The following is a 25,580-nucleotide window of genomic DNA, read 5'->3' as shown; positions in this document are numbered from 1 at the left end:
GGTAAGCCAACGCCGCGGCGCAGCCTGCACCCGGTGAACGCCGGCGCGCCTTGCGCGCGGTCAAGCCGGGGCCGGATCGCGGCAGCGGCGCAAAAAAAAAGCCGCTGCGCCCTTCGGCGCAGCGGCCAAGATCCCGGTCGAGCGAACCGCGATCAACTGAGCGAGCCGAGCTCCTTCGCCTGGTTGCGCAGGATGAACTTCTGGATCTTGCCGGTGGAGGTCTTCGGCAGCGGGCCGAAGACCACCGTCTTCGGCACCTTGTAGCCCGCCATCTGCGTCTTGCAGAAGGCGATCACGTCGGCCTCGGTGGTGTCCTCGGCGCCGGGCTTGAGCGTCACGTAGGCGCAGGGCGTCTCGCCCCACTTGCTGTCGGGGCGGGCGACCACCGCGGCCTCCATCACCGCCGGGTGGCGGTAGAGCACGTCCTCGACCTCGATCGTGGAGATGTTCTCGCCGCCGGAGATGACGATGTCCTTCGAGCGATCCTTGATCTCGATGTAGCCGTCGGCGTGCCACACGGCGAGGTCGCCGGAGTGGAACCAGCCGCCGGCGAAGGCCTCGTCGGTGGCGGCGGGGTTCTTCAGGTAGCCCTTCATCACCACGTTGCCGCGCATGAACACCTCGCCCAGCGTGCGCCCGTCCTGCGGCACGGGTTCGAGGGTGGTCGGGTCGGCGACCATCAGCCCCTCCTGCATCGGCGCGCGCACGCCCTGGCGCGACTTGATGCGCGCCTGCTGGTCGATCGGCAGCGCGTCCCAGCCGTCCTGCTCGGCGCAGGACACGCAGGGGCCGTAGGTCTCGGTGAGCCCGTACACGTGGGTGACCTTGAAGCCCATGCGCTCCATGCCCTCGATCACCGCGGCCGGCGGCGCGGCGCCGGCGGTCATCACCTTGACCGGGTGATCGATGCCGGTCTTCAGCTCGGCCGGGGCGTTGTTCAGCATGTTCAGCACGATCGGCGCGCCGCAGAAGTGGTTGACCTTCTCTTCCTTGATCGCGGCGAAGATCGGCTCGGGGCGCACCGCGCGCAGGCTCACGCTGGTGCCGACGGCGGCGGCGAGCGTCCACGGGAAGCACCAGCCGTTGCAGTGGAACATCGGCAGCGTCCACAGGTAGACCGGGTGCTGCCCCATGTCCCAGGCGAGCACGTTGCAGACGGCGTTCAGGTAGGCGCCGCGGTGATGGTAGACCACGCCCTTGGGGTTGCCGGTGGTGCCCGAGGTGTAGTTGAGCGAGATCGCCTGCCATTCGTCGGCGGGCAGTTGCCAGGCGTAGTCCGGGTCGCCCTCGCCGAGCAGCTGCTCGTAATTGAGCGTGCCGAGCAGCTTGCCGCCCTCGTACTGCGGGTCGTCGACGTCGATCACCAGCGGGCGCTTCTGCACCAGGCGCAGGGCCTTCTCGATGGTGTCGGAGAACTCGCGGTCGGTGATCAGCACCTTGGCCTCGCCGTGGGCGAGCATGAAGGCGATCGCCTCGGCGTCGAGGCGCACGTTGAGGGTGTTCAGCACCGCGCCGCACATCGGCACGCCGAAGTGCACCTCGAGCATCTCGGGGATGTTCGGCAGCATCACCGCAACGGTGTCGCCGACGCCGATGCCGCGCGCGGCGAGCGCCGAGCCGAGGCGCCGGCAGCGCGTGTAGGTTTCGGCCCAGGTGCGGCGCAGCGTGCCGTGCACGCTGGCGATGCGGTTCGGGTACACGTCGGCGGCGCGCGCCAGGTAGCTCAGCGGCGACAGGGCGGCGAAGTTGGCCGCGTTGCGTTCGAGCCCCAGTTCATACGGGTTGTGCTGCATGTTCCCACCTCGATGTCATGCGGACCGCGCGCGTGCGGCCCTTGTGCGAAACCGCGGAATCAGCGCCCCTGCCACACCGGCGGACGCTTTCCGATGAAGGCGTCGATGCCCTCGCAGGCATCGGCCGTACCCATGCTGCGGGCCATCTCCTCCGCCGCATAGGCGTAGGCATCCTCCAGCCCGAGTTCGAGCTGGCGGTAGAACATCGTCTTGCCGGAGGCGATCGCGGCCGGGCTCTTGGCGACGATGGCGGCGGCGAGGCGTGCGATCTCGGCGTCGAGTCCGGCGGCCGGCACCACGCGGTTGACCAGCCCGCGCGCGAGCGCGGTGGCGGCGTCGATGAACTCGCCGGTGAGCAGCAGCTCCAGCGCCGCCTTGCGGCCGAGGTTGCGCGACAGCGCCACCGCCGGCGTGGCGCAGAACAGGCCGAGGTTGATGCCGCTGACGGCGAAGCGCGCGGTGTCGGCGCACACCGCCAGGTCGCAGTTGGCGACGAGCTGGCAGCCGGCCGCGGTGGCGATGCCGTGCACGCGCGCGATCACCGGCTGCGGCAGCCGCGTCAGCGTCAGCATCAGGCGGCCGAAGCGGTTGAACAGCGTTTCGTGGAAGGCGCGGTCGGTCGACGCGCGCAGCTCCTTGAGGTCGTGCCCGGCGCAGAAGGCCTTGCCGGCGCCGGCGATCACCACCACGCGCACCGCGGGGTCGTCGGCGATGGCGTCGAGCGCCGCCTGCAGGTCGCCGATCAGCGCACCCGACAGGCTGTTGAACTGCGCCGGACGGTTCAGCGTCAGCGTGGCGATGCCGTCGGCATCGGCGCGCAGCAGCAGCGGGGCCTCGGTGGCGTCGGCCGCAACGGTGCTCATGGTGGTGCTTCCCCTCGTGTCGTCGTTCTGCCCCGGCCGCGGGGTGGCGCCCCGCGGCTTCGGCATGCTGCCCGCGTCTGTCGCGCGGGTCGCCCACAACCCTAGCAGGCGCCCGCCGCTTGTCACCGCGCCCGTCCTCAGTGCGCGCTCGCCGCCTCGGCGCCGAGGCCGGTCTGCGCACGCACGTACTGCTCGGTGAAGCGCGCCTGCTCGTCCCCGGCCTGGCGGCTGTCGTCGAGCTTCGACACCAGCATGATCACCGCGAAGGCGAGCGGCATCGAGAACAGCGCCGGCTGGTCGTAGGGGAACAGCGGCGCGGCATGGCCGAGCACCTTCACCCACACGGTCGGGCCGAGCACCACGAACACCACCGCACTGAGCAGCCCGGTCAGCCCGCCGACCAGCGCGCCGCGCGTGGTCAGCCCCTTCCAGTACATCGAGAGCAGCAGCACCGGGAAGTTGCTCGACGCCGCCACGCCGAAGGTCAGTGCGGTCATGAAGGCGATGTTCTGGTTCTCGAACAGGATGCCGAGGACGATCGCCACCAGCCCGATCGCCACCGTGGCGAGGCGCGACACGCGCATCTCGGCGCGCTCGTCGGCCTGGCCGCGCTTGATCACGCAGGCGTAGAGGTCGTGCGACACCGCCGAGGCGCCGGCGAGCGCGAGCCCCGCCACCACCGCGAGGATGGTCGCGAAGGCCACCGCCGAGATGAAGCCGAGGAACAGGTCGCCGCCCACCGCCTTGGCCAGGTGCATCGCCGCCATGTTCTCGCCGCCGAGCAGCTTGCCGTCGGCGCCGAGGAAGCGCGCGTCGGTGCCGACGATGACCACCGCGCACAGGCCGAGCGTGCACACCACGAGGAAGAAGTAGCCGATGAAGCCGTTGGCGTAGAACACCGACTTGCGCGCTTCCCTGGCGTTGGTGACGGTGAAGAAGCGCATCATGATGTGCGGCAGGCCGGCCAGCCCGAACACCAGGCCGAGCGACAGCGAGATCGCCGACACCGGATCGGCCAGCAGCGCGCCCGGCGCGAGCAGCGCGTCACCCATCCTGTGCACCGCGCTCGCCTGCTGCGCCAGCGCCTCGAAGCTCCAGCCGAAGCGCGACATCGCCATCACCAGCATGAAGGTGCCCGCGGCGAGCAGCAGCACGGCCTTGATGATCTGCACCCAGGTGGTCGCCAGCATGCCGCCGAAGGTCACGTAGACGACCATGATCGAGCCCACCAGCACCACCGCGATCCAGTAGTCGAGGCCGAACAGCAGCTGGATCAGCTTGCCGGCGCCGACCATCTGCACGATCAGGTAGAAGGCCACCACCGCGAGCGTGCCGAGCGCCGCCAGCGTGCGGATCGGCGTCTGCTGCAGGCGGTACGAGGCGATGTCGGCGAAGGTGTACTTGCCGAGGTTACGCAGCCGCTCGGCCATCAGGAACATGATCACCGGCCAGCCGACAAAGAAGCCGATCGCGTAGATGAAGCCGTCGTAGCCGCGCGCGAACACCATGCCGGAGAGCCCGAGCAGGGTCGCCGCCGACATGTAGTCGCCGGCGATCGCGAGCCCGTTCTGGAAGCCGGTGATGCCACCGCCGGCGGTGTAGAAGTCCTTCGCCGAGCGCGTGCGCGAGGCCGCCCAGTAGGTGATGCCCATGGTGATGGCGACGAACACCAGGAACATCGCGATCGCGGTCACGTTGACCGGCGCCTTCGGCGCCTCGCCGGCAGCGTGGGCGACGGGCGCGAGCGCGGCGAGCGCCGCAACGGCAAGACCGTGCAGGCGGCTCATCGGGCGTGCTCCTCGAGGACGGCGTCGGTCAGCGCGTCGAACTCGACGTTCGCGCGACGGATGTAGAGGCCGGTCATCAGCCACGAGAAGACGATGATCGCCGCCCCCACCGGCACCCCCCAGGTCGTGGTGCCCCCTTCCGCGAGCCGCGCGCCCAGCACCTGCGGTGCGAAGGCGACCAGCAGCATGTAGCCGTAGTAGAGCGCGAGCACGAGCGCGGCGAGCGTCCACGCGAAGCGCGAGCGCGTGGCGGCGAGGCGCTGGAAGCGCGGACACGCCATGATCCGTTCCGGTACCGACAGGGACATACGCGTTTTCCTCATTCTGGTTGCGACCGCCCGGCGCAGGCCGCCGTGGCTGGGTGGCTCGCGGGCGGGGTCCGGGCGGGTGCCCCGGACGCAGCGGCGAAGCCCGGCGCCGGTTCGCAGTCGACCTCGTGAGTCGGCAACGACGTGCTGTGCATCTCTATCATGCGAAGATGACTAGGTGTTTTGCGCAGACTATCGCAACACATACTGCCAAACAAGATATAAATATTAGGGTTTTTACTTATCTCAAAAGGAAAGACCGCATGAGCGCATTGCCCGACACCGGCTCGTCCGGGCTCGAAGCCTTCACCCGCCTGGTCGGCCGCCTGCCCGAGCCGGTGCTCGCCTGCTCGGCCGAGGGCGAGGTGCTCGCCAGCAACCCGGCGACCGCGGCGCTGCTGGCGAAGGTCCAGCTCACCGACGTCCGCCTGGTGCTGCCCACCGGCCACCACGAACTGGTGCGCGCCTGCCTGCAGCACGGCGAGGCGGTGCAGGACGCCGAGGCGCGCGCCGGCGCGCGCACGCTGGCGTGGACCTACGTGCCGGCCGCCAGCGACGGCGAGGCCGGGCCGGCCGTCCACGTCTTCGGCCGCGACGTCACCGACAGCCGCCAGACCGAGGCGGCGCTGCGCATCAGCGAGGCGCGCCACCGCCTGCTCGCCGAGCAGTCGACCGACATCATCTCGCGCCACACCCCCGGCACCTGGACCTTCCTCTACGCCTCGCCGGCCGCCACCACGCTGCTCGGCTACCGGCCCGAGGAGCTGGTGGGGGTGTCCTCGCTCGACCTGTTCCACCCGGACGACCGGCGCACCTACAAGGAGCGCGCGCCCACCGTCGCCTACGAGCGCGGCATCTACGTCGGCACCTACCGCTACCGCCACAAGGACGGCCACTACGTGTGGCTGGAGAGCACCAGCCGCACGCTGCGCGACCCGGGCAGCGGCGAGCTCCTGGAGATCATCAGCGTGTCGCGCGACGTCAGCCGGCGCGTGCTCGCCGAACGCGCCACCCGGCGGCTGGCGCGCATCGTCGAGGCCACCACCGACCTGGTGGTGTTCTTCGACGGCAGCGGGCGCATCACCTACCTGAACGAGGCCGCGCTGCGCACGCTGACGCTGCCCGCCACCGGCAACCGCCCGCTGCGCCTGCGCGAACTGATGCCACCGGCGGCCTACGCGCGCGTCGAGAGCGAGGGCCTGGCGACGGCGCGCGCCACCGGCACCTGGAGCGGGGAGACCGCGTTCATCGACGCCAAGGGGCGCGAACTGCCGGTATCGCAGGTGATCCTCTCGCACCCGGACGAGGGCGACGGCATCGAGTACTTCTCGACCGTGGTGCGCGACATGAGCGAGCGGCGCCACGCCGAGGAACTGGTGCAGCGCCACCAGCACGAGATGGCGCACGTGGCGCGGCTGATCACGCTGGGCGAGATGGCCTCGGGGCTCGCGCACGAGCTGAACCAGCCACTCGCGGCGATCGTCAACTACGCGCGCGGCGCGATCCGGCGCATGGAGGCGACGCCGCCGGCCGAGGCTGAGGTGATCAAGGGCGCGCTCGAGCGCATCGCGCAGCAGGCCAGCCGCGCCGGCGAGATCATCCGCCGGCTGCGCGGCTTCGCCCGCAAGAGCGAGTTCCAGCGCCTGCCGATCGACGTCAACGCGGTGGTGCGCGAGATGCTGCGCTTCTGCCTGCCGGAGGCGCGCCGCCACGGCGTGCACCTGGCGGCCGAACTCGCCCCGCACCTGCCGACGGTGCTCGCCGACCGCGTGCAGATCGAACAAGTGCTGCTCAACCTGCTGCGCAACGCGATGGAGGCCGCGCCCGGCGATGCCTCCGGCGGAATCGCCAGCCCGGTGCTGGTGCGCTCCGATCTCACCGCGGAGGGCTGCGTGGCGGTGCACGTGATCGACTGCGGGCCGGGCCTGCCGTCGACCGACCCCGAGCAGTTGTTCGAGCAGTTCTACACCACCAAGCCCAAGGGCCTGGGGCTCGGCCTGTCGATCAGCCGCTCGATCATGGAGGCCCACGGCGGCCAGCTGTGGGCCGACGACAACCCCGAGGGCGGCGCGATCTTCAGCTTCACGCTGCCGGCGGCCCCCGCCTCCGCCACCCCCGGCATCTGAGCTCGCCGCAGCCGGCGGCGGCCGTTCGGCGTTAACACGCGCGCCGGCGCCGGCAGGCATGATAGGCGTGCCCCGCACCCCCCGGCGGCAGCCGGCGTGCGCCCCGTCCCCCCGTCGAGCGTCCACGATGAGCCTGCACACGACCTTGCCCACCGCGCCGGGCCTGCTCAGCCGCCTGCCGAACCGCTGGGACCTGCTCGCGCTGCCGCTGGTCTGCGGCGGGCTGTTCCTGCTCGCCTGGGGCAGCCGCGGCATGACCGTGCCCTACACCTTCGGCGCGCCGCTGCCGATCTCGCTCGACCCCGTGCACCTGCCCGAGTACGCGCTGCGCACGACGCTGCGCATGGCGGCCGCGCTCGCCTGCTCCTTCGTCTTCACCTTCGTCTACGCCAAGCTCGCGGCGTCGAGCCGGCGCGCCGAGCAGCTGCTGATCCCGCTGCTCGACGTGCTGCAGTCGGTGCCGATCCTCGGCTTCCTGTCGGTGACGGTGATCTGGTTCGTGCAGCTCTTCCCGGGCAGCCTGCTCGGTGCCGAATGCGCGGCGATCTTCGCGATCTTCACCTCGCAGGCGTGGAACATGGCGTTCAGCTTCTTCTACGCGCTGCGCCTGCTGCCGAAGGACCTCTACCAGGTCGCCGACCTGTTCGGGCTGTCGCCCTGGCAGCGCTTCTGGAAGCTGGAGGTGCCGTACGCGATCCCCGGCCTGGTCTGGAACACGATGATGTCGGTCTCCGGCGGCTGGTTCTTCGTCGTCGCCTCGGAGGCGATCACCGTCGCCAACCAGACGGTGACGCTGCCGGGCGTGGGCTCCTACATCGCGCTGGCGATCCAGCACGAGGACCTCGGCGCGATCGGCTGGGCGATCCTGTGCATGGCGGTGGTGATCGCGCTCTACGACCAGCTCGTGTTCCGCCCGCTGGTGGCCTGGGCCGACCGCTTCAAGTTCGAGTTCTCGCAGGGGCAGGCGGCGCCGCGCTCCTGGGTACTCGACCTGTTCGCGCGGGCGCACGGGCTGCGCGCGCTGGCCGGGCTGCTGCGCGCGGCGACCGGCGCGGTGGCGCGCGCGCTCGCGCGGCGCCTGCCGCGGCGCGCGTGGCGCCCGGTGCCGCGGATCAAGTGGCGCCGCGTGGCGCTCGCCGGCTGGGCGGGAGCGGCCTGGAGCCTCGCGCTGTTCGCCGGCGCGGCGGCGAGCATCGTGCTGCTCGCGCGCTTCGTGCTGACCGAGGCGAGCTACGCCGAGATCGGCCGGGTCTTCGTGCTCGGCGGCTGCACGCTGCTGCGGGTGGTGGTGCTGACGGCGCTGGCGACCGCGCTGTGGGTCCCGGTCGGCATCGCGATCGGGCTGCGCCCGCGCCTCGCGCAGCACGTGCAGCCGGTGGCGCTGTTCCTGTCGGCGTTCCCGGCCAACCTGCTGTTCCCGGTGGCGGTGCTCGGCATCGTCCATTACGGCCTCGACCCGGAGATCTGGGTCAGCCCGCTGATGATCCTCGGCACCCAGTGGTACATCCTGTTCAACGTGATCGCCGGCGCCGCGGCGCTGTCGAACGACCTCCGGGAAGCCGCCGCCAACCTCGGCCTGCGCGGCGCGCTGTACTGGCGCCGGGTGCTGCTGCCGGCGGTGTTCCCGGCCTACCTGACCGGCGGGCTGACCGCCTCGGGCGGGGCGTGGAACGCGAGCGTCGTCTCGGAGGTCGTCACCTGGGGCCGGACCACGCTGAACGCCACCGGCATCGGCGCCTACATCGCCCAGCAGACCGCCGCCGGCGACCACCCGCGCGTGGTGCTCGGCATCGCGGTGATGAGCCTGTACGTGGTCGTGTTCAACCGCCTCGTCTGGAAACCCCTGTACGACCGGGCGCAGCAGCGCCTCGCCACCGACTGAGATCGCCCGTCATGTCCGCGACCGCCCCCACCGAGACGCTGCTCACGCTGCGCGGCGTCAGCAAGCGCTACCCCGCCCCGGAGAAGGGCGACATCGTCATCCTCGACGGCATCGACCTCGACGTGCGCGCCGGCGAGATCCTCGCCATCCTCGGCCGCTCCGGCTGCGGCAAGTCGACGCTGCTGCGCATCCTCTGCGGGCTGATGCGCGCGAGCGACGGCGAGGTGCGCTACCGCGGCGCGCCGGTCACGCGCCCGGTGCCCGGCATCAGCATGGTGTTCCAGACCTTCGGCCTGTTCCCGTGGCTCAACGTGCTGCAGAACGTCGAGCTCGGGCTGGAGGCGCAGGGCGTGCCGGCGGCCGAGCGGCGCGCGCGGGCGCTGGCGGCGATCGACCTGATCGGCCTCGACGGCTTCGAGTCGGCCTACCCGAAGGAGCTGTCGGGCGGCATGCGCCAGCGCGTCGGCTTCGCCCGCGCGCTGGTCGTCAACCCCGACGTGCTGCTGATGGACGAGGCGTTCTCGGCGCTCGACGTGCCGACCGCCGAAACCCTGCGCGGCGACCTGCTCGACCTGTGGCTGGAGCGGCAGATCCCGACGCGCGCCATCGTCATGGTGTCGCACGGCATCGAGGAGACGCTGATGCTCGCCGACCGCATCATCATCCTCGACTCCAACCCCGGGCGGGTGAAGGCCGAGCTGAAGGTGACGCTGCGCCACCCGCGCGACCCCGAGTCGCCGGCGTTCCGCCACCTGACCGACCGCATCTACGCCGCGATGACCCGCGCCGGCGGCCTGCAGGCGGCCGGCATCGCGCACCGCCTGCCCGGCGTCGGCGCGCAGCAGATGATCGGCCTGCTCGACGAGGTGGCCTGGCCGAGCTACGGCAGCCAGGCCGAACTCGCCGCGGTGGCCGATGCGCTGGAGCTCGCGGTCGACGAGCTGTTCCCGATCGTCGAGGCGCTGGAGCTGCTCGGCTTCGCCACCGTCGGCGAGGGCCACATCGCGCTGACCGCCCACGGCACGGCCTTCCTCGAAGCCGACATCCTGCGGCGCAAGGAGATCTTCGCCGAGCACCTGGTGCGCCGCGTGCCGCTCGCCGCGCACATCCGCCGCGTCATCGACGAGCGCCCGCAGCGGCGCGCGCCGGAGAGCCGTTTCCTGCGCGAGCTGGAGGACACGCTGAGCGAGGACGAGGCCGAGCGCGTGCTCGGCGTCATCGTCGACTGGGGCCGCTACGCGGAGCTGTTCGCCTACGACTACGCGAGCGGCGAGTTCAGCGCCGAGGACCCCGGCACCGACACCGGCGCCGCCGCCTGAGGCCCCCGCCGCACGCGCTCAGTGCTGCGCGGCCAGGAACGCCAGCAGGTCGGCGCGTTCGGCCGCATCGGCGAGGCCGTCGTACTTCATCTTGCCGCCGGGCATGACGCGCTTCGGCGCCGTCACGTAGGCGTCGAGCCGCTCCGCGGTCCAGACGATGCCGCTGGTGCGCATCGCGTCCGAATAGACGAAGTCCGGGTTCGCGGCCGACGGGCGCCCGAGCACGGCGAACAGCGACGGTCCCTTCTTGTCCTTGCCGGCCTTGACGCTGTGGCACTCGGCGCATTCGGTCGCGAACACGTCGGCGCCGCGGCGGGGGTCACCGGCGGCGTGCGCCGCAGCGCCGGCGAGCACGAGGAGGACGGCCGCGCCTGCCGCGGCGACGCTGGAAAAGCGCTGTTTCGGCATGGCGGGCCTCAGAAGGATGTCCACAGGAAGAGATAGAGCGTGTCGTTGTCGCTCGCGTCGCTGCCGTTGCCGTCGTAGTTGTGCCTCGCGCCGTTGAAGCGGTCGTACATCGTGTACTGCAGCCCCACGCGCAGGTTCGCCCACGGCGAGTTCCACGAGCCTTCCTTGCCCCACGGCGTCCAGTCGGCCTGCAGCACGTAGCCCGCGCTGTCCGGCGAGCCGCTGGCGCTGCCGTCGCCGTACAGCGTGGCATCGCGGCTGCCCTGGATCATGAAGCGCCCGGCCGTGAAGCCCCAGGTCTGGTCGTAGGTGTACGAGGCGTTCAGGTTGAACTCGTTGAGCTGGCCGCTGCGGTTGTCGGCGCCGCCGGCGGCGAAGGTCGCGTCGCGGCTCTGGTGCTCGCGGATGTAGCTCGCGTTGACCGTGGCGATGTGCTCGCGCGTGCCGAGGAACTGGTAGTGCGCGTCGATGCCGAGGTCGCGGTAGCCGTCGCTGAGGCCGCTGCCGTCGCCGCTCGGGTCGATGCCGGTGTCGAACCCGAACACGCCGGCCGAGAACGCCGACTTCTTCAGGTCCTGGAAGTAGGCGAGGCGCCAGTAGGCGGTCGAGCGGTCGAGCTTGCCCGGGTAGCTGTCGCGGCCGAGTCCGAGCGTATCCAGCGCGCCCGCCGGCAGCGCGCGGTAGGTGCCGAGCTCGGCGTAGACGCTGTCGTTGATGAAGGTGTACGCCGACAGCCCGGTGACGTGCTGCTCCAGCCCGCCGTCGAAGAGCGGCGCCGCCACCGGTTCGGGTGCGACCGACGACGACACGTAGGGGAAGCGCCACGCCGGCAGCGTGTTGAACGGGTCCTGCATGCCCGGCGTGTTGTGCACCGACAGGCCGACGGTCACGTCGGTGCCGCCGTAGTCCAGCGTGCGCGCCATGCGCACGTCGGCGTTGTCGAGCGCGAAGGTGTTGTCGGCGCCGGTGTAGGTCGACTGCAGGAAGGCGCCGATGTAGTCGTTCGCGCGCCCGGCGACGAACAGCGACGCCTGGTCGAGCACGAGGTTGTTGTTGGTGCCGGTACGGTCGGTGGGCGCCTCCGCCTGGCCCTTGGCCGTGTGGGTGAAGCCGCCGAGCAGCATCGCCGACAGCGGCACCTTGCCGTCCTTGCCGTCGCTGTCGGTGTAGGCGCCGAGCTTGAACCTGATGCCGTACGGCGTCAGTTGCGGGCCGTAGGCGCCGATGTGGCAGGCGACGCAGTCCTGGCCGGTCTGGCGCGCGAAGCTCGGCACGGCGGCCGCGTCGCCGGCCGCGAGGCCGAGCGCCAGCAGCGTGAAGAGCGCCGCCAGGCGGGTGCGGTGGATGCGGATTCGATGCAGGAGCGTTTTCATCGCCTCAGACCTCGGAGGAACGGGATTCGAGGCCCGCTTCGAGGCGGCCGGGATCGGCTTCGGCCGCCGGCAGCATCGCCCGCAGCACCGCGTCGCCGCGGACGTAGTGGTGCCACAGCGCGGCCGCGGCATGCAGCGCGACCAGCGCCGCCAGGCCCCAGGCCACGCCCTCGTGCCAGTCGGCGAGGGTGTCGGCGAGATCGGCATCGGCGCCGGACAGCACCGGCAGCGGCAGCACGCCGAACAGCGCGTGATGCTGGCCGCGCGCGTCGGAGAGCGCCCAGCCGAGCAGCGGCTGCGCGCCCAGCAGCAGGTACAGCGCGAGGTGCACGCCGGCGGCGGCGAGCCGCAGCGGCCACGGGTCATCGCCCGCCGGCAGCCGCGCGTGCCGCAGCCGGGCGGCGAGCCGCAACGCCGTGGCGGCGAGCACCAGCAGCCCGGCGTCGCGGTGCAGGTCGAGCAGCGCGAGGCGCACGCCCCGGTCGTCGAACGCCTCGCGCAGCAGCACCACGGTGACCGCGGCGAGGATCAGGGCGAGCGAGCCCCAGTGCAGCAGGATGATGGCCCGCGGCTGGCGGCGGGCGGAAACGGTGGAAACGGACATCGGCGGGTCCTCAACGGCTGGTCGAGGCCCGCAACGGTAGGCAGGGAATGCCTTCGGATTCCTGACAGCGCCGCCGCCGCGGCGCGCCCCCGCCCTTACGGCGCCGGAAAGCGCACGCGCACCCGCGTACCCCGGCCGTGCGCGCCGTCGTCGAGGTCGAGCCGCGCGCCGTGGCGGCAGGCGCCCTCGTGCACGATGGCGAGGCCGAGGCCGCTGCCCGCCGGCTCCGACCCGGGGATGCGGTAGAAACGCTCGATCACGCGGGCACGCTCGGCTGCGGGAATGCCGGGCCCGGCGTCCTCGACTTCGAGGAAGGCGCCGCCGTCGGCGGCGCTGCCGCAGCGCACGGTGACCGCGCTGCCCGCGGGGGCGTAGGCGAGCGCGTTGTCGATCAGGTTCGCGAGCATCTCGTGCAGCAGCCAGCGCGAGCCGGCCACGGTGGCCGGCGCCGGCTCGAAGCCGAGGTCGATGCCGCGCGCGAGCGCCCGGTCGAGATGGCCGCAGGCCGCGTCCTCCAGCAGCGCGGGCAGGTCGACCGGCTCGCACTGCTGGCCGGCCCCGGCCTCGGGCGCCGAACGCGCCAGTGCCAGCATCTGGTGGGTCAGGCGGACCAGGCGGGCGGTCGCCTCGCGCATCGCTTCGAGGCGCGGCCGGTCGGGCGCCGCGACCGCGTCGAGCGCCAGCTCGACCTGGGTCTGCAGCCCGGCGAGCGGCGTGCGCAACTGGTGGGCGGCGTTGGACAGGAAGGCCTGCTGCAGCGCCGTGGAGCGGCGCAGGTTGTCCATCAGCCGGTTCAGCGCCGCGACCAGCGGCCGCGCCTCGCCCGGCGTGCCGTGCAGCGGGATCGGGCCGAGATCGTCGGGGGCGCGGCGGTCGATGCTGCGCCCGAGCGCATCGAGCGGCGCCAGCGCGTAGCGCACGCCGAAGAACACGATCAGCAGCGTCGCCGCGACCATCAGCACGTTGGGCCAGCCGGTCGACACCAGCACCTGCGCCGCCGCCCGCTGCCGCTTGCGCGTGGTCTCGACGACGATGATGGTCGCCATGCCTTCGGGGCCGGCGTAGCGGTAGGTGACGACGCGCAGGGGCGTGCCGTCGCGCACGGCATCGCTGAACGCCGGGTTGGCGCTCCCCGGCGCCGCCGCCAGCTCGCGCAGCCCGGCGTTGCCGGAGATGAGCTTGCCCTGGTGATCGTAGACGGCGAAATCGATGCGATCGGTCGGGTCGCTGCGCAGCACCGCTTCGGCCGCCGCGGGCAGGTCGACGTCGAGGTCGTGATCCTTGTCGAGCTCGAGCCGCGCGGCGAGCGCGATGGCGGTGCTGGTCAGCGCGTGGTCATAGGCGTCTTCGGCCAGGCGCACGCCGGTGCGGTAGTCGGCGACCACGCCGACGCCGAGCAGCGCGAGCAGCGGCAGCAGCAGGCCGAGCAGCAGCCGTCGGCGCAGCGTCGGCGCGGCGCTCACCGCCCCGCCAGCGGGCGTGCGCCGCCCGGCCTCACGCGCTGGCGCCCTCGTCGAGCCGGTAGCCGATGCCGCGCACCGTGCGGATCGTCACCGCCGCCGGTGCGAGCTTGGCGCGCAGGCGCGACACGTAGATCTCGACGGCGTTGGTGGTGATCTCGTTGTCCCAGCGGCTCAGGCTGTCGGCGAGCTTCGACTTGGCGACGACGCGGGGGGCGGCGAGCATCAGGTGTTCGAGCACGTCCCACTCGCGACCGGTCAGTTCGAACGGTGCGCCGTCGAGAAAGGCGTTGCGGCAGGCGAGGTCGAGCACGATCGGCCCGAAGCGCAGCAGCGGCGTGCCGGCGTCGCGGCTGCGCCGGATCAGCGCGCGCACCCGCGCCAGCAGCTCGGGCAGCAGAAACGGCTTCACCAGGTAATCGTCGGCGCCGGTATCGAGGCCGCGCACGCGGTCCTCCAGCCCGTCGCGCGCGGTCAGCATCAGCACCGGCACGTGGCGGCCCGACGCGCGCAGGCGCCGCACCAGCTCGAAGCCGTCCATCCCGGGCAGGCCGATGTCGACGATGGCGAGGTCGTAGGCGGTCGCCAGCAGCGCCGACCACGCCCGCTCCGCATCGCCGACGTGGTCCACGCACAGGGCCTCGCGTTCGAGCCCCTCGCGCAGCCCCGCCGCCAGCGGCCTGTCATCCTCCACCAGCAACACGCGCATGGCGCGGCACTGTGACGCCCCGGCGCGCACGGGGCAAGCGCATCGACCAGGCGCCGGACGGGGCCCCGGCACGTTAAGGCCCGGTTAAGGCAGGCTCCCTATCCTGCCTCTCGTCCGGCCACCCGGCCGGGTTCGCTCCCGAGAGGACCATCATGCGCACGCTGAACACCCTGATCGCCGCCGCCCTGCTCGCCACCGCCGGCAGCGCCTTCGCCGCCGACATGACCAAGGAGGAAGCCATCGCCAAGGCCACCGCGCTGCACCCCGGCGAGGTCGTCAAGGCCTACAAGGAGACCCAGAAGGGCCGCGAACTCTGGGAGGTGCAGATCAAGGGCGCCGACGGCAAGAAGGTGAACGTGTTCTACGACGTCGTCACCGGCGAACTGAACAAGGACGCCAAGTAAGCCCGGGCGCGCCGGCGGCGGCCCACGGGCCCATCGCCGCCGGCGCCCCGCCTGCCACCGCCCGCGCGGGCGCACCGGAGCTGCCATTCATGTCGACATCACCCGCTGACACGTCCGCCGAGGTCCACGTGTGGGACCCGCTGGTGCGGCTGTTCCACTGGACGCTCGTCGCCGCCTTCACGCTCGCCTTCTTCACCGAGGACGAGTTGCAGAACATCCACGTGCTCGCCGGCTACACGGTCGTCGGCCTGCTCCTGCTGCGCCTGGTGTGGGGCTTCGTCGGCTCGCGGCACGCGCGCTTCAGCGACTTCGTGCACCACCCGCGGACCGTGCTGCGCTACACCGCGGCGGTGCTCAGGGGCCGGGCGCGGCGCTACATCGGCCACAACCCGGCGGGCGGGGCGATGATCGTCGCGATGATCGTCATGCTCCTCGTCACCACCGGCCTCGGCCTGTCGCTGTACGGCGCCCAGAACGGCATGGGCCCCCTCGCCGGGGTGTTCGCCGACGCCAGCGACGCGCTCGTCGACGTGCTGAAGGACGCCCACGAGTTCTGCGCCTACAGCTGCGTGGCGCTGATCGGCGCGCACCTGCTCGGCGTGCTCTGGGAAAGCGTGCTGCACCGCGAGAACCTGCCGCGCGCGATGCTGACCGGCCGCAAGCGCGCCTGAGCCGGCGCCTGCGACGGCACCGATCCCGCCTCAGGGGCGCCGCGGTCTTACCCGCGGCGCCCTCCTGCACAGGAGCCTCCGCCCTTTCGCATGCCCCGCAGACGCGGAAGCCGCTTGCCGGATTCGTCGGACTTTCTGCCTGAAATGACGAAATGCAGCATCGCGGCAACCGGGGCGGCCAAAGCTAACGGGCCGTAGACCGGGCGTTGCGGTCGCCGCCCCTCAGCTGCCGATCACGCCGCCGTCGGTGCGGGTGATCACCACGGTGGCCGAGCGCGGGCGCCCGCCCGCGGGGCCGTCGGGCCAGGTGCTGTACTTCATCGGCTTCGCCGGGTCGTTGAACTCGGAGTCGCCGAGCGGCTCGCCCGGGTGCTGCACGTTGACGAACAGCGTGCGCAGGTCGGGCGTCATCGTGATGCCGGTGATCTCGCAGCCCACCGGGCCGGTCAGGAAGCGCCGGATCGCCTTGCTCGCCGGGTCGGCGGCGAGCAGCTGGTTGTTGCCGATGTTGCGGAGCTCGGTGCTCTTCGGGTTCAGCTCCGGGTGGTAGAGGCGCGAGGTGGAGACGTCGGTCTCGATCCACAGCACGCCGCGCGGATCGACCCACAGCCCGTCGGGCGCCGAGAACACGTCGGTGTTGGCCGGGTTGACGCGGGTGACGTTGCCCTGGTTGTTCGCCACCTCGCTGGCCGGGTCGCCGGCGAGCACGAACACGTCCCACGCGAAGGCCTCGGCGGCGGCGTCGCCGCGCTCGCGCCAGCGGATGATGTGGCCGTGCACGTTCTTGTCGCGCGGGTTGGGGTCGTTCGGCCTGGCGTCGGCGCGCCCGGTGTTGTTGGTCAGCGAGCAGTAGACCTCGCCGCTCTGCGGGTGGCAGGCGATCCACTCCGGGCGGTCCATCCTGGTCGCGCCGAGCACGTCGGCGGCCTGGCGCGTGCGCACCAGCACCTCGCCCTGGTCGGCGAAGCCCTTGTCGGCCACGAGGCCGTCGGCGCCGTGCACCAGCGGCAGCCAGCGCCCGCCGCCGTCGGCCTCGAAGCGCGCCACGTACAGCGTGCCGTGGTCGAGCAGGTGGCGGTTGCGCAGGCGGTCGGTGGCATCCCAGGCGTCGCGGCTGACGAACTTGTAGATGTACTCGCCGGCCTGGTCGTCGCCCATGTAGACGACCACGCGGCCGTCCGCCGCGGTGGTGACGGTCGCGCCCTCGTGCTTGATGCGCCCGAGCGCGGTGCGCTTGACCGGCACCGCATCGGGCGCGTAGGGGTCGATCTCGACCACCCAGCCGAAGCGGTTGGGTTCGTGGGGGTGCTGGCCGGCGTCGAAGCGCGCGTCGTGCTCGTGCCAGCGGTAGTCCGACCTGTCCTTGACGCCGTAGCGCTTCAGGTCGGCGTCGACGCTCGCGGCGACGAAGTAGCCGTTGAAGTTCTCCTCGCAGGTCAGGTAGGTGCCCCACGGGGTGTAGCCGTTGGCGCAGTTGTTGAACGTGCCCAGCACCTGCCGGCCCTCGGGATCGGCAGCGGTGCAGAGCAGCGGGTGGCCGGCGGCGGGGCCGCCGATGCGCATCGGCGTGTTCGCGGTGATGCGCCGCGCGTAGCCCGACTGCGGCACGATGCGCCACTCGCCGCCCTGCTCGACGATCTCCAGCACCGACACGCCGTGCGCGTGCTGCGACTTGCGCACCTTGTCGGCGCTCCAGCCCTGCATGCCGTCGGGGTACAGCAGGCCCTGGTCGACGTACTCGTGGTTGATCACCAGCAGCCCGCGCCGCGACGCGCCCGCCGCGTCGGCGTTGTCCCAGGGCAGCGTGAAGTAATGCATGCCGTCGTTGTGCATGCCGACCTGCAGCGCCTGCTCCTCGGCGCTGTTGCCGGCATCGGTGCGGAAGGCCGGCGTGCCGGGGGCGGCGTCGAGCGCGCCGATCGGGTCGCCCCAGCGCGCGATGACCTGCCAGCGGTAGCCCGCGGGCACGCGCACGGTGTCCTCGGTCGAGGCCGCGATGCCCGTGAAGCCGAGCAGCGCCGCCGCCGCCGGGCCGGCCGCCGCCGGGCCGGTGCTGCCGGCCGGCACGGCATCCGCCGCCGCCGCGGCCGGCACGTCGATGCCGAGGAAGCCCAGCGCCGCCGCGCCGAGGCTGCCACCGAGCAGCGTGCGCCGCGACAGGCGCGCCGCCAGCAGTTGCCCGAAATGGGGGTTGGCGGAATCGTTGCTGACGATGCCGTCGTCGATCTTGCTCATGCCTTGACCTCGGAAACGATGGGCCCGGCGCGACGCCGCGCCCGGTACGGCGGCGCAGTATCGGTGCGGCGGATGACGGTCTCGTTGCACGGCACCCGCGGCCGTGCCCGCGGTCTACCTTCCCTGATGCCGCCGCCGCGGAGATTCCGTCCATGCTCCACCGTCTGCTGATCGCAACCCTCGCCGCCCTGCTGCCGGCCCTGGCGGCGGCCGCCACCGTCGCCGACATCCGCCTGCCGCCGGGTTTCCGCATCGCCGTGTGGGCCGACGACGTGCCCGATGCGCGGGTGCTGCGGCTCGGGCGGGACGGCACGGTGTTCGTCAGCACCCGCAGCGGCGGGCGCCTCTACGCGCTGCGCGATGCCGATGGCGACGGTCGCGCCGAGCGGCGCTGGACGCTCGCCGAGGGCCTGGCGATGCCGAACGGCATCGCGCTGAAGGACGGTGACCTGTACGTCGCCGACGTCGACCGCATCCTGCGCCTGCGCGACATCGAGCGGCACCTCGACGCCCCGCCGCCGCCCGAGGTGCTGCGCGCCGACCTGCCCGGCGAACGCCACCACGGCTGGCGCTTCGCCGACTTCGGCCCCGACGGCCGGCTCTACGTGGCGGTGGGGGCGCCGTGCAACATCTGCGAGCGGCCGGGCTACGCCGAGATCCGCGCGCTCGACCCGGGCGGCGGCGCGATGGAGACGGTCGCCCGCGGCGTGCGCAACACCGTCGGCTTCACCTGGCGGCCGGGCACGCGCGAGCTGTGGTTCACCGACAACGGGCGCGACTGGCTCGGCGACGACGCCCCGCCCGACGAGCTGGACATCCTCACCACGCCCGGCGCGCACTTCGGCTACCCGTACTGCCACGGCGGCCGCATCCTCGACCCCGAGTTCGGCAGCGGCCGGCGCTGCGCCGACTACACCGCCCCGGCGGTGGCGCTGGACGCCCACGTCGCGCCGCTCGGCATCGTGTTCTACGCTGGCTCGCAGTTCCCGGCCGAATACCGCGGGCGCGTGTTCGTCGCCGAGCACGGCTCGTGGAACCGCAGCAGCAAGATCGGCTACCGCGTGATGATGGCCGACGTGCGCGATGGACGGCCGTATGATTACCGACCCTTCGCACAGGGCTGGCTCGGTGCCGATGGCAAGGTGTGGGGACGCCCCGCCTACCTGCTCGAACTGCCGGACGGCTCGCTGCTGCTGTCCGACGACCAGGGCGGGCGCATCTACCGCATCAGCTACCGGCCGTGAGCCTCGCCCCCCGTCCCGTTGCGACCGCAACGCCACTTCCCAGGAGTCCACCGCCATGCGCAAGCTCATCTCGATCCTCGTCGCGCTCGGTTTCGTCATCGGCCTCGCCGGCTGCAACACCGTCAAGGGCTTCGGCAAGGACGTCGAAGCCGGCGGCGAAGCCGTGCAGAAGGGGGCCGAGAAGGCCAAGCCCTACTGAGCCCCCGCCGCCGATGCTCGAAAGCCTGCTGATGCCGCCCGGCGGCGTGCTGCTGGTGCTCCTCGCCGGTGTGCTGCTGTGGCGCCGGCGGCTGGGGCGCTGGCTGCTCGCCTGCGGGCTGCTCGCCGGCTACCTGAGTTCGATCCCGGCGTCGATCGGCTGGCTCGACCGGCTGGTCGCACCGCCGCCGCCGCTCGACGTCGCCGCCGCCCGGGCGAGCGGCGCGCAGGCGGTGGTGGTGCTGGCCGGCGGCCTGTCGGGCACCGCCCCCGAGTACGGCGGGGTGACCCTGAACGTGTCCACGCTGGCGCGCCTGCGCTACGGCGCGCACCTCGCCCGCGCCACCGGGCTGCCGGTGCTGGTGACCGGCGGCTACCGCGATCGCGGCCGCAGCGCCCCCGAGGGCACGCTGATGGCACAGGCGCTGCGCGAGGAGTTCGGCATCAGCGACGTGCTGGTCGAAAGCGCGAGCCAGACCACCCGCGAGAACGCCCGCAACAGCGCGCCGCTGCTGCGCGCCCGCGGCGTCAGCCGCATCCTGCTGGTGAGCAATGCCTGGCACCTGCCGCGCGCGCGCGAAGCCTTCGCGCGCGAGGGCTTCGAGGTGGTGGCGGCACCGACGCTGTACTTCACCAACCCGGACTACCACGCCGAGCCCGCCGATTTCGTGCCGCAACCGGGCGCGGTCTACGGCGTCTACTACGCGCTGCACGAACTGATCGGACGCATCGTCTACCGCCTGCGCGACGGCGACGTGGCGTCGTGAACGCCGGCGACGGCGGCGGCTGGACGCGCGCCCCTCGCGGCGCGGACAATGCTGCCATGCGCAAACTCCCCGAAATCACCGCTTCCGAAACCGTCGCCACCAGCCGCCTGTTCCGCGTCGAAAAGGTCGGGCTGCGCTTCGCCAACGGCTGCGAGGTCGAATTCGAGCGCGTGCCCTCGGGCCGCCACGGCTCGGTGCTGGTGGTGCCGATGCTCGATGCCGACACCGTGCTGCTGGTGCGCGAGTACGCCGCCGGCACCCACCGCTACGAGCTCGGCTGCCCCAAGGGTGTGATCGAACCCGGCGAGGACCCGCTCGCCGCCGCCAACCGCGAGATCATGGAAGAGGTCGGCTACGGCGCGCGCCGCCTGCGCTACCTGCGCCCGACCACGATCGCGCCGGGCTACTTCGAGCACACCACCCACCTGGTGCTGGCCGAGGACCTGTTCGAGGAGCGCCACCCCGGCGACGAACCCGAGGAGATCGAGGTCGTGCCATGGCGGCTGTCGGCGCTGGCCGAGCTGCTCACCCGCGCCGACTTCACCGAGGCGCGCTCGATCGCGGCGCTGTTCCTGGTGCGCGAGGCGCTGCGGGAGGCACCGTGAGCCTGCCGCCGGCCCCGCCGGCCCCGCCGGCACTCGCGGCGGCGATCGCCGCGATCGCCGCGCAGGCGGCGACGGCGATCCTCGCGGTGTACCGCACCGACTTCACGGTCGACGAGAAGGCCGACCGCTCGCCGGTGACGCAGGCCGACCTCGCCGCGCACGACATCATCGTCGCCGCGCTCGGCGCGCTCACGCCGGACATCCCGGTGCTGTCGGAGGAATCCGCACGCGTGCCGCTCGCCGAGCGCAGCGGCTGGACGCGGCTGTGGCTGGTCGACCCGCTCGACGGCACCCGCGAGTTCGTGCGCCGCAACGACGAGTTCTCGATCAACATCGCGCTGATCGAGCAGCACGTGCCGGTGTTCGGGCTGATCCACGTGCCGGTGGCCGGCACCTGCTACTGGGCCGCGCGCGGCGCCGGTGCCTGGAAGCTCGACGCCGCCGGCGCCGCCCCGCACCGCATCCACACCCGCCTGCTCGGCGATGCGCCGGTGCGCGTGGCCGGCAGCCGCGTCTACACCGGCCACCCGCTGACCACCTACCTCGAACACCTCGGCCGCCACGAGTACCGCGGCGTCGGCAGCGCACTGAAGGCCTGCCTGATCGCCGAGGGCGAGGCCGACCTCTACCCGCGCTTCGGCCCCACCTGCGAGTGGGACACCGCCGCCTCGCAGATCATCCTCGAAGAGGCCGGCGGCGGCCTCACCGACACCTTCATGCGCCCGCTGCGCTACAACGCGCGCCCGATCCTGCTCAACCCCGATTTCATCGCCTTCGGCGACCCCTCGCGCGACTGGTCGCGCTACCTGCCGCGGCGCAAGTCCAAGGCCTGAGAAGCCCTGGCGCGCGCCGTGCGCCTTGTCCGCGCCGCGCGCATGGTCTGAAATGACGGCCCCGCCGACCGCGCCACCAGCACGCCGCCATGCTCGTCCGCCGCTACCACCAGGACCTCCAACGCCCCGGCTTCCAGCACGACACCGCGCAGGAGATCGCGGTACGCAACCTGCAACGGGTGTACGACCAGTTGCTCGAAGCACGCCGCAACGCCGACAGCGGCACCCCGGTGAAGAAGATCGGGCTGTTCTCGCGCCTCACCAGCCGGCGCACCCACGAGCCGGCGGCGCCGGCGATCAAGGGCCTGTACCTGTGGGGCGGCGTCGGCCGCGGCAAGACCTACCTGGTCGACCTGTTCTTCGAGACCCTGCCGATCCCCGAGAAGCTGCGCCTGCACTTCCACCGCTTCATGCAGATGGTGCACGCGCGCCTCAACGAACTCGGCAACCAGCAGGACCCGCTGAAGATCGTCGCCGAGCAGCTCGCGCGCGAGGCGCGGGTGATCTGCCTCGACGAGTTCTTCGTCGCCGACATCACCGACGCGATGCTGCTGCACGGCCTGCTCGACGGCCTGTTCAGGAACGGCGTGGTACTGGTGACGACCACCAACATCCCGCCCGACGAGCTCTACAAGAACGGCCTGCAGCGCGCGCGCTTCCTGCCGGCGATCGCGCTGCTGAAGCATCACCTCGACGTGCTCAACGTCGACAACGGCGTCGACTACCGCCTGCGCTACCTGGAGAAGGCCGCGGTCTACCACACGCCGCTCGACGCGCGGGCCGACCAGTGCCTGAGCGAAGCCTTCGCGACGCTCGCCCCCGAACCGGGCCGCGCCGACGCCGGCCTGGAGATCGAAGGCCGCGTGATCCCGACGCGGCGGCTCGCCGAAGGCGTGGTGTGGTTCGACTTCGCGGCGATCTGCGACGGCCCGCGCTCGCAGATCGACTACATCGAGATCGCCCGCGCCTTCCACACCGTGCTGATCTCCGCCATCCCGGTGTTCGACCACATGATGGAGAACCAGGCGCGGCGCTTCCTGAACCTGGTCGACGAGTTCTACGACCGCAACGTCAAGCTCGTGGTGACCGCCGCCGCCCCCTGCGAAGCGCTCTACCGCGGCGAGAAACTCGTCTTCGAGTACCAGCGCACGGTGAGCCGGCTGCAGGAGATGCAGTCGAAGGAATTCCTGGCACGCCCGCACCTGCCCTGAGGGGGTCGACGCGCCTGCGCGTAAGCGCATGACCTGCAAGCAATGACGCTCGCAGGTCGTCGATACATCAGCAGCGGCAGTGCACGCGAAACGGGACCCGCGGCAGACCCCACGGGGGCGGGAGGGCGAAGTCCGCGGCATCGTCGATCAGGTCGCTGGAGCCGGCGCCGCCGCGGCATCCCGCCCCTCCGCCATCCGATAAGGCGTCTTCCGGCACGCAATGCCAGCGCTGAACGCCGCGAACGGCCGCGGCGTTCGCACCTTCCGTTCAGTGCGTGCGGGCGTAGTCGATGCCGGCGCGGACCTCGTCGATCGCCTGGTCGACCAGCGACAGCGCGTTGGCGCGGTGGCCGCCCTTGTCCGCGACGGCACGCTGCAGGTTCGCGCGGGCCTGCATGAGGTTGTCGAGGGCGGCCTGCATGTTGGGTTGCGCGCTCTGGCTCGGCGTGGACAGGGCGAACAGGGCGGCGCCGGCCAGGGCGAGGCCGGCCAGCGTGCGGGCGATGGTCATCGGGGCGTCTCCGGAACGTCTGGGCGAAGGGGGCGGCTGCTGGGGGCGACGGGCGGCCGCCAGAATCCGAAGCATAGTCCTCGGCCGCATCTCCACGATGCCCGCGCCCGGACCGGACGGGCTGGCGGATCGCGCTCGGCGACGCGGGCACCGAGCGGTTAAGCTGCCCGCCCCCTGCGGGCGGCGGCGAAACCGCCGCGGCCTCCCGGCATCGTGCCGGCCGCCGCCTCGCCCGCCGACGGCCAGCGGATGCGCACGCCGCGCGGCACGCGCCCCCTGGCAAGGAGATCGTGGCATGAACGTATCGCGCAACGAGCGCCTGGACCCCGCCGGCCGGACCATCGTGCTGCTGGGGGCGCTGGTGGCCTTCGGGCCGCTGTCGATCGACACCTACCTGCCGAGCCTGCCGGCGATCGCGCTCGCGCTGCATGCGACCGAGGCCGCGGTGCAGCTCACCATCAGCGCCTTCCTGGTCGGGTTCTGCAGCGGGATGCTGGTGTACGGCCCGCTGTCGGACCGCTACGGTCGGCGCCCGGTGCTGCTCGGGGGCATCGCGCTCTACGTGCTCGCGACGCTGGCCTGCGCGCTGGCCGACGACGTCGGCCACCTGGTGGCGCTGCGCGCGCTGCAGGCCTTCGGCGGCGGCGCCGCGGCGGTGCTGGCGCGCGCGATCGTGCGCGACATCTTCCCGCCGCTGCGGGTGGCGCCGGTGCTGTCGCTGATGCAACTGGTGACGATGGTCGCGCCGCTGCTCGCGCCGATCCTCGGCGGTTACCTGATGCTGGCCGCCGGCTGGCGCGCGATCTTCTTCGCGCTCGCCGCCTTCGGCGCCTGGTGCTTCGTCGCGGTGTGGCTGCGCGTACCCGAGACCCACCTGCCGCACGCGCGCACCGGCGGCGGCCTCGGCCACGCCTTCCGCGGCTACGCCGCGGCGCTGCGCGACCCCGCCACGCTCGGCTACCTGCTGAGCAGCGGCGCGTGCTTCGTCGGCCTGTTCGCCTACATCACCGCGTCACCGTTCGTGTACATCCACCACTTCGGCGTGCCGCCGCAGTACTACGGCTACCTGTTCGGCCTCAACGTGGTGGGCATCATCATCGGCTCGTCGATCAACGCACGCGTGGTCGGCCGCCTCGGCCCCGACCGCATGCTGCGCATCGGCACCAGCATCGCCGCGCTCGCCGGCATCGTGCTGTCGGCGCTCGCGATAAGCGGGCGCGGCGGACTCATGGGCGTGGTGCTGCCGCTGGTCTTCTACGTCGGGGTGATCGGCCTGGTGGCCGCCAATGCCGTGGCGCGGCTGTTCGCGCTGCACCCGGAGCGCGCCGGGGCGATCTCGGCGCTCGCCGGGGCGATCCAGTTCGGCTGCGGCACCCTCGGCAGCCTCGTGGTCGGGCACTTCCCGGACGGCGGCCCGCTGGCGATGTGCGCGACGATCGGCGTGGGCGGCGTCGGCGCGCGGCTGGCGCTGGTGATGGCGCTGCGCGCGCGCTGAACGGCCGGCACGTGCGCCGTTCAGGGTGCCGGGCTGGCGACGCGCCAGAGGAAGTTGAGCTTGGCCTGGCCGCTCTCCGGCGCCGTCACCCCCTGCTCCTGTGCCTGGCCGTAGGCCTCGGCCCACACCGTGTAGGCGCCGGGCGGCGGGTTGAGCAGCAGGATCGGGCCGTCGACGACGGTTTCGAGCACGGTGAGGCCGGCGGCGTCGCGCACGCGGACGCGGGCGTCACTGATGAAGCCGCCCTGCGCGAGGGCGAAGGTGACACGCAGGCGGAACGCGCCCGCCAGCGATTCGAGATCCGCGCGCTCCTCGTCGCCGACGCCGCCGGCGACGAAGCGCATGCCGCGGAACTCCTGGATCTCGAGCGCGGACGTCTGCGCCTGCAGCGTGGTGGTGGCGAGCAGCAGCAGGGCGGTCAGCAGGCGTTTCATGGCATTCCCCCGGAGGACGTCGGCAGCGACCCGCAGTGTGCCACCGCACGGTGGCCGGATCGTGCCGGATCGTGGGATGCCGCACAGTTCACAGCGGCACGGCTTTCCCATTAAGCTGCGGCGATTTTTCCGCACTGCAACGGCTACGGTCGGCGCGCCCGCGGGGACGAGATCGCAGGGTGTTCAACCGCTCGCCGGGGCATGCCGTCGGCGTCACACGTCATCAGAAAGGGGGTAATCCGTGCTCGAGAACTACCGCAAACACGTCGAGGAACGGGCGGCGCAGGGGATTCCGCCGCTGCCGCTGAGCGCGCAGCAGACCGCGGACCTGGTGGCGCTG

Annotated in this window: 25 protein-coding genes; 13 read left to right on the top strand and 12 right to left on the bottom strand. The window is 72.1% G+C overall.

Annotation, left to right across the window (positions count from 1 at the left end):
* Window positions 1-152: 152 nt before the first annotated feature.
* The 4 genes from EV699_RS13100 to EV699_RS13085 form a co-directional block, all read right to left on the bottom strand.
* Window positions 153-1,793 (bottom strand): acyl-CoA synthetase, encoded by a 1,641-nt coding sequence (locus tag EV699_RS13100; protein WP_132543440.1) that lies wholly within the window; start codon window positions 1,791-1,793, stop codon window positions 153-155.
* 59 nt (window positions 1,794-1,852) lie between these two features.
* A complete protein-coding gene (locus EV699_RS13095; protein WP_132543438.1) occupies window positions 1,853-2,656 on the bottom strand; it encodes an enoyl-CoA hydratase in 804 nt (267 codons plus the stop codon).
* Between the two features lie 137 nt (window positions 2,657-2,793).
* Window positions 2,794-4,443 carry a cation acetate symporter gene (locus tag EV699_RS13090; RefSeq protein WP_132543436.1) on the bottom strand — a complete coding sequence of 550 codons (1,650 nt, stop codon included), beginning with the start codon at window positions 4,441-4,443 and terminating at the stop codon, window positions 2,794-2,796.
* The gene (locus EV699_RS13085) at window positions 4,440-4,751 is read right to left on the bottom strand and encodes a DUF485 domain-containing protein (protein ID WP_165904132.1); all 312 of its coding nucleotides are present in this window, start codon (window positions 4,749-4,751) and stop codon (window positions 4,440-4,442) included. The genes EV699_RS13090 and EV699_RS13085 overlap by 4 nt, the downstream gene beginning before the upstream one ends.
* 263 nt (window positions 4,752-5,014) lie before the next feature.
* Between EV699_RS13085 and EV699_RS13080 the strand changes: the two genes are divergently transcribed.
* The 3 genes from EV699_RS13080 to EV699_RS13070 all read left to right on the top strand — a co-directional run bounded on the left by EV699_RS13080 (window position 5,015) and on the right by EV699_RS13070 (window position 10,078).
* Window positions 5,015-6,877 (top strand): PAS domain-containing sensor histidine kinase, encoded by a 1,863-nt coding sequence (locus EV699_RS13080; protein WP_132543432.1) that lies wholly within the window; start codon window positions 5,015-5,017, stop codon window positions 6,875-6,877.
* 127 nt (window positions 6,878-7,004) lie between these two features.
* The gene (locus EV699_RS13075; protein WP_132543430.1) at window positions 7,005-8,759 is read left to right on the top strand and encodes an ABC transporter permease; all 1,755 of its coding nucleotides are present in this window, start codon (window positions 7,005-7,007) and stop codon (window positions 8,757-8,759) included.
* An 11-nt stretch (window positions 8,760-8,770) separates the two neighbouring features.
* Window positions 8,771-10,078, top strand: a complete 1,308-nt coding sequence (locus EV699_RS13070; RefSeq protein ID WP_132543428.1) for an ABC transporter ATP-binding protein — start codon at window positions 8,771-8,773, stop codon at window positions 10,076-10,078.
* 18 nt (window positions 10,079-10,096) lie between these two features.
* Here EV699_RS13070 and EV699_RS13065 read toward each other — a convergent pair whose 3' ends face one another.
* From EV699_RS13065 to EV699_RS13045, 5 genes are all read right to left on the bottom strand, one after another.
* A complete protein-coding gene (locus EV699_RS13065; RefSeq protein WP_132543425.1) occupies window positions 10,097-10,486 on the bottom strand; it encodes a c-type cytochrome in 390 nt (129 codons plus the stop codon).
* A gap of 8 nt (window positions 10,487-10,494) precedes the next feature.
* On the bottom strand, window positions 10,495-11,859 hold the full coding sequence (locus EV699_RS13060; RefSeq protein WP_243662668.1) for a cytochrome C: 1,365 nt from the start codon (window positions 11,857-11,859) through the stop codon (window positions 10,495-10,497).
* Between the two features lie 4 nt (window positions 11,860-11,863).
* Window positions 11,864-12,463, bottom strand: a complete 600-nt coding sequence (locus EV699_RS13055) for a cytochrome b (protein WP_243662667.1) — start codon at window positions 12,461-12,463, stop codon at window positions 11,864-11,866.
* A gap of 95 nt (window positions 12,464-12,558) precedes the next feature.
* Entirely contained in the window at window positions 12,559-13,926 is a 1,368-nt protein-coding gene (locus EV699_RS13050) for a sensor histidine kinase (protein WP_132543423.1), read from the bottom strand.
* Between the two features lie 31 nt (window positions 13,927-13,957).
* Complete coding sequence (locus tag EV699_RS13045) at window positions 13,958-14,632, bottom strand: response regulator (RefSeq protein WP_132543421.1); 675 nt, start codon at window positions 14,630-14,632, stop codon at window positions 13,958-13,960.
* A 152-nt stretch (window positions 14,633-14,784) separates the two neighbouring features.
* Between EV699_RS13045 and EV699_RS13040 the strand changes: the two genes are divergently transcribed.
* Window positions 14,785-15,036 (top strand): PepSY domain-containing protein, encoded by a 252-nt coding sequence (locus tag EV699_RS13040; RefSeq protein WP_132543419.1) that lies wholly within the window; start codon window positions 14,785-14,787, stop codon window positions 15,034-15,036.
* An 89-nt stretch (window positions 15,037-15,125) separates the two neighbouring features.
* Window positions 15,126-15,707 (top strand): cytochrome b/b6 domain-containing protein, encoded by a 582-nt coding sequence (locus tag EV699_RS13035; protein WP_132543417.1) that lies wholly within the window; start codon window positions 15,126-15,128, stop codon window positions 15,705-15,707.
* Window positions 15,708-15,929: 222 nt separating this feature from the next.
* Here EV699_RS13035 and EV699_RS13030 read toward each other — a convergent pair whose 3' ends face one another.
* A complete protein-coding gene (locus tag EV699_RS13030) occupies window positions 15,930-17,942 on the bottom strand; it encodes a PhoX family protein (protein ID WP_132543415.1) in 2,013 nt (670 codons plus the stop codon).
* 152 nt (window positions 17,943-18,094) lie between these two features.
* On the opposite strand from EV699_RS13030, the gene EV699_RS13025 reads away from it, so the two are divergent.
* From EV699_RS13025 to zapE, 6 genes are all read left to right on the top strand, one after another.
* Window positions 18,095-19,186: a PQQ-dependent sugar dehydrogenase gene (locus EV699_RS13025; protein ID WP_132543413.1), complete on the top strand. Its 1,092-nt coding sequence runs from the start codon at window positions 18,095-18,097 to the stop codon at window positions 19,184-19,186.
* 55 nt (window positions 19,187-19,241) lie between these two features.
* On the top strand, window positions 19,242-19,385 hold the full coding sequence (locus EV699_RS13020) for an entericidin A/B family lipoprotein (protein WP_132543411.1): 144 nt from the start codon (window positions 19,242-19,244) through the stop codon (window positions 19,383-19,385).
* 13 nt (window positions 19,386-19,398) lie between these two features.
* Window positions 19,399-20,151: a YdcF family protein gene (locus EV699_RS13015; protein ID WP_132543409.1), complete on the top strand. Its 753-nt coding sequence runs from the start codon at window positions 19,399-19,401 to the stop codon at window positions 20,149-20,151.
* A gap of 56 nt (window positions 20,152-20,207) precedes the next feature.
* A complete protein-coding gene (gene nudE / locus EV699_RS13010) occupies window positions 20,208-20,756 on the top strand; it encodes an ADP compounds hydrolase NudE (RefSeq protein ID WP_132543407.1) in 549 nt (182 codons plus the stop codon).
* Complete coding sequence (gene cysQ / locus EV699_RS13005; protein ID WP_243662666.1) at window positions 20,753-21,589, top strand: 3'(2'),5'-bisphosphate nucleotidase CysQ; 837 nt, start codon at window positions 20,753-20,755, stop codon at window positions 21,587-21,589. Before nudE ends, cysQ begins: the two co-directional genes overlap by 4 nt.
* A gap of 89 nt (window positions 21,590-21,678) precedes the next feature.
* Window positions 21,679-22,800 (top strand): cell division protein ZapE, encoded by a 1,122-nt coding sequence (gene zapE, locus EV699_RS13000; RefSeq protein ID WP_132543403.1) that lies wholly within the window; start codon window positions 21,679-21,681, stop codon window positions 22,798-22,800.
* Window positions 22,801-23,068: 268 nt separating this feature from the next.
* On the opposite strand, the gene EV699_RS12995 is transcribed toward zapE, so the two are convergent.
* Window positions 23,069-23,311 (bottom strand): hypothetical protein, encoded by a 243-nt coding sequence (locus EV699_RS12995; RefSeq protein ID WP_132543401.1) that lies wholly within the window; start codon window positions 23,309-23,311, stop codon window positions 23,069-23,071.
* A 295-nt stretch (window positions 23,312-23,606) separates the two neighbouring features.
* On the opposite strand from EV699_RS12995, the gene EV699_RS12990 reads away from it, so the two are divergent.
* Window positions 23,607-24,806 (top strand): Bcr/CflA family multidrug efflux MFS transporter, encoded by a 1,200-nt coding sequence (locus EV699_RS12990; RefSeq protein WP_132543399.1) that lies wholly within the window; start codon window positions 23,607-23,609, stop codon window positions 24,804-24,806.
* A gap of 20 nt (window positions 24,807-24,826) precedes the next feature.
* Here EV699_RS12990 and EV699_RS12985 read toward each other — a convergent pair whose 3' ends face one another.
* Window positions 24,827-25,240: a hypothetical protein gene (locus tag EV699_RS12985; RefSeq protein WP_132543397.1), complete on the bottom strand. Its 414-nt coding sequence runs from the start codon at window positions 25,238-25,240 to the stop codon at window positions 24,827-24,829.
* Between the two features lie 241 nt (window positions 25,241-25,481).
* On the opposite strand from EV699_RS12985, the gene EV699_RS20525 reads away from it, so the two are divergent.
* Window positions 25,482-25,580: hypothetical protein (locus tag EV699_RS20525; RefSeq protein WP_132543395.1), on the top strand; the 99-nt coding region annotated here is incomplete at its 3' end.

This window comes from Plasticicumulans lactativorans (assembly GCF_004341245.1).
Lineage (GTDB): Bacteria > Pseudomonadota > Gammaproteobacteria > Competibacterales > Competibacteraceae > Plasticicumulans_A > Plasticicumulans_A lactativorans.
This window is presented reverse-complemented; position numbering and strand designations above follow the sequence as displayed.

Coding starts and splice junctions, on each gene's coding strand:
- EV699_RS13100 (WP_132543440.1), bottom strand. CDS start 1,793: ATGCAGCACAACCCGTATGAACTGGGGCTCGAACGCAACGCGGCCAAC.
- EV699_RS13095 (WP_132543438.1), bottom strand. CDS start 2,656: ATGAGCACCGTTGCGGCCGACGCCACCGAGGCCCCGCTGCTGCTGCGC.
- EV699_RS13090 (WP_132543436.1), bottom strand. CDS start 4,443: ATGAGCCGCCTGCACGGTCTTGCCGTTGCGGCGCTCGCCGCGCTCGCG.
- EV699_RS13085 (WP_165904132.1), bottom strand. CDS start 4,751: ATGTCCCTGTCGGTACCGGAACGGATCATGGCGTGTCCGCGCTTCCAG.
- EV699_RS13080 (WP_132543432.1), top strand. CDS start 5,015: ATGAGCGCATTGCCCGACACCGGCTCGTCCGGGCTCGAAGCCTTCACC.
- EV699_RS13075 (WP_132543430.1), top strand. CDS start 7,005: ATGAGCCTGCACACGACCTTGCCCACCGCGCCGGGCCTGCTCAGCCGC.
- EV699_RS13070 (WP_132543428.1), top strand. CDS start 8,771: ATGTCCGCGACCGCCCCCACCGAGACGCTGCTCACGCTGCGCGGCGTC.
- EV699_RS13065 (WP_132543425.1), bottom strand. CDS start 10,486: ATGCCGAAACAGCGCTTTTCCAGCGTCGCCGCGGCAGGCGCGGCCGTC.
- EV699_RS13060 (WP_243662668.1), bottom strand. CDS start 11,859: ATGAAAACGCTCCTGCATCGAATCCGCATCCACCGCACCCGCCTGGCG.
- EV699_RS13055 (WP_243662667.1), bottom strand. CDS start 12,463: ATGTCCGTTTCCACCGTTTCCGCCCGCCGCCAGCCGCGGGCCATCATC.
- EV699_RS13045 (WP_132543421.1), bottom strand. CDS start 14,632: ATGCGCGTGTTGCTGGTGGAGGATGACAGGCCGCTGGCGGCGGGGCTG.
- EV699_RS13040 (WP_132543419.1), top strand. CDS start 14,785: ATGCGCACGCTGAACACCCTGATCGCCGCCGCCCTGCTCGCCACCGCC.
- EV699_RS13035 (WP_132543417.1), top strand. CDS start 15,126: ATGTCGACATCACCCGCTGACACGTCCGCCGAGGTCCACGTGTGGGAC.
- EV699_RS13030 (WP_132543415.1), bottom strand. CDS start 17,942: ATGAGCAAGATCGACGACGGCATCGTCAGCAACGATTCCGCCAACCCC.
- EV699_RS13025 (WP_132543413.1), top strand. CDS start 18,095: ATGCTCCACCGTCTGCTGATCGCAACCCTCGCCGCCCTGCTGCCGGCC.
- EV699_RS13020 (WP_132543411.1), top strand. CDS start 19,242: ATGCGCAAGCTCATCTCGATCCTCGTCGCGCTCGGTTTCGTCATCGGC.
- EV699_RS13015 (WP_132543409.1), top strand. CDS start 19,399: ATGCTCGAAAGCCTGCTGATGCCGCCCGGCGGCGTGCTGCTGGTGCTC.
- nudE (WP_132543407.1), top strand. CDS start 20,208: ATGCGCAAACTCCCCGAAATCACCGCTTCCGAAACCGTCGCCACCAGC.
- zapE (WP_132543403.1), top strand. CDS start 21,679: ATGCTCGTCCGCCGCTACCACCAGGACCTCCAACGCCCCGGCTTCCAG.
- EV699_RS12995 (WP_132543401.1), bottom strand. CDS start 23,311: ATGACCATCGCCCGCACGCTGGCCGGCCTCGCCCTGGCCGGCGCCGCC.
- EV699_RS12990 (WP_132543399.1), top strand. CDS start 23,607: ATGAACGTATCGCGCAACGAGCGCCTGGACCCCGCCGGCCGGACCATC.
- EV699_RS12985 (WP_132543397.1), bottom strand. CDS start 25,240: ATGAAACGCCTGCTGACCGCCCTGCTGCTGCTCGCCACCACCACGCTG.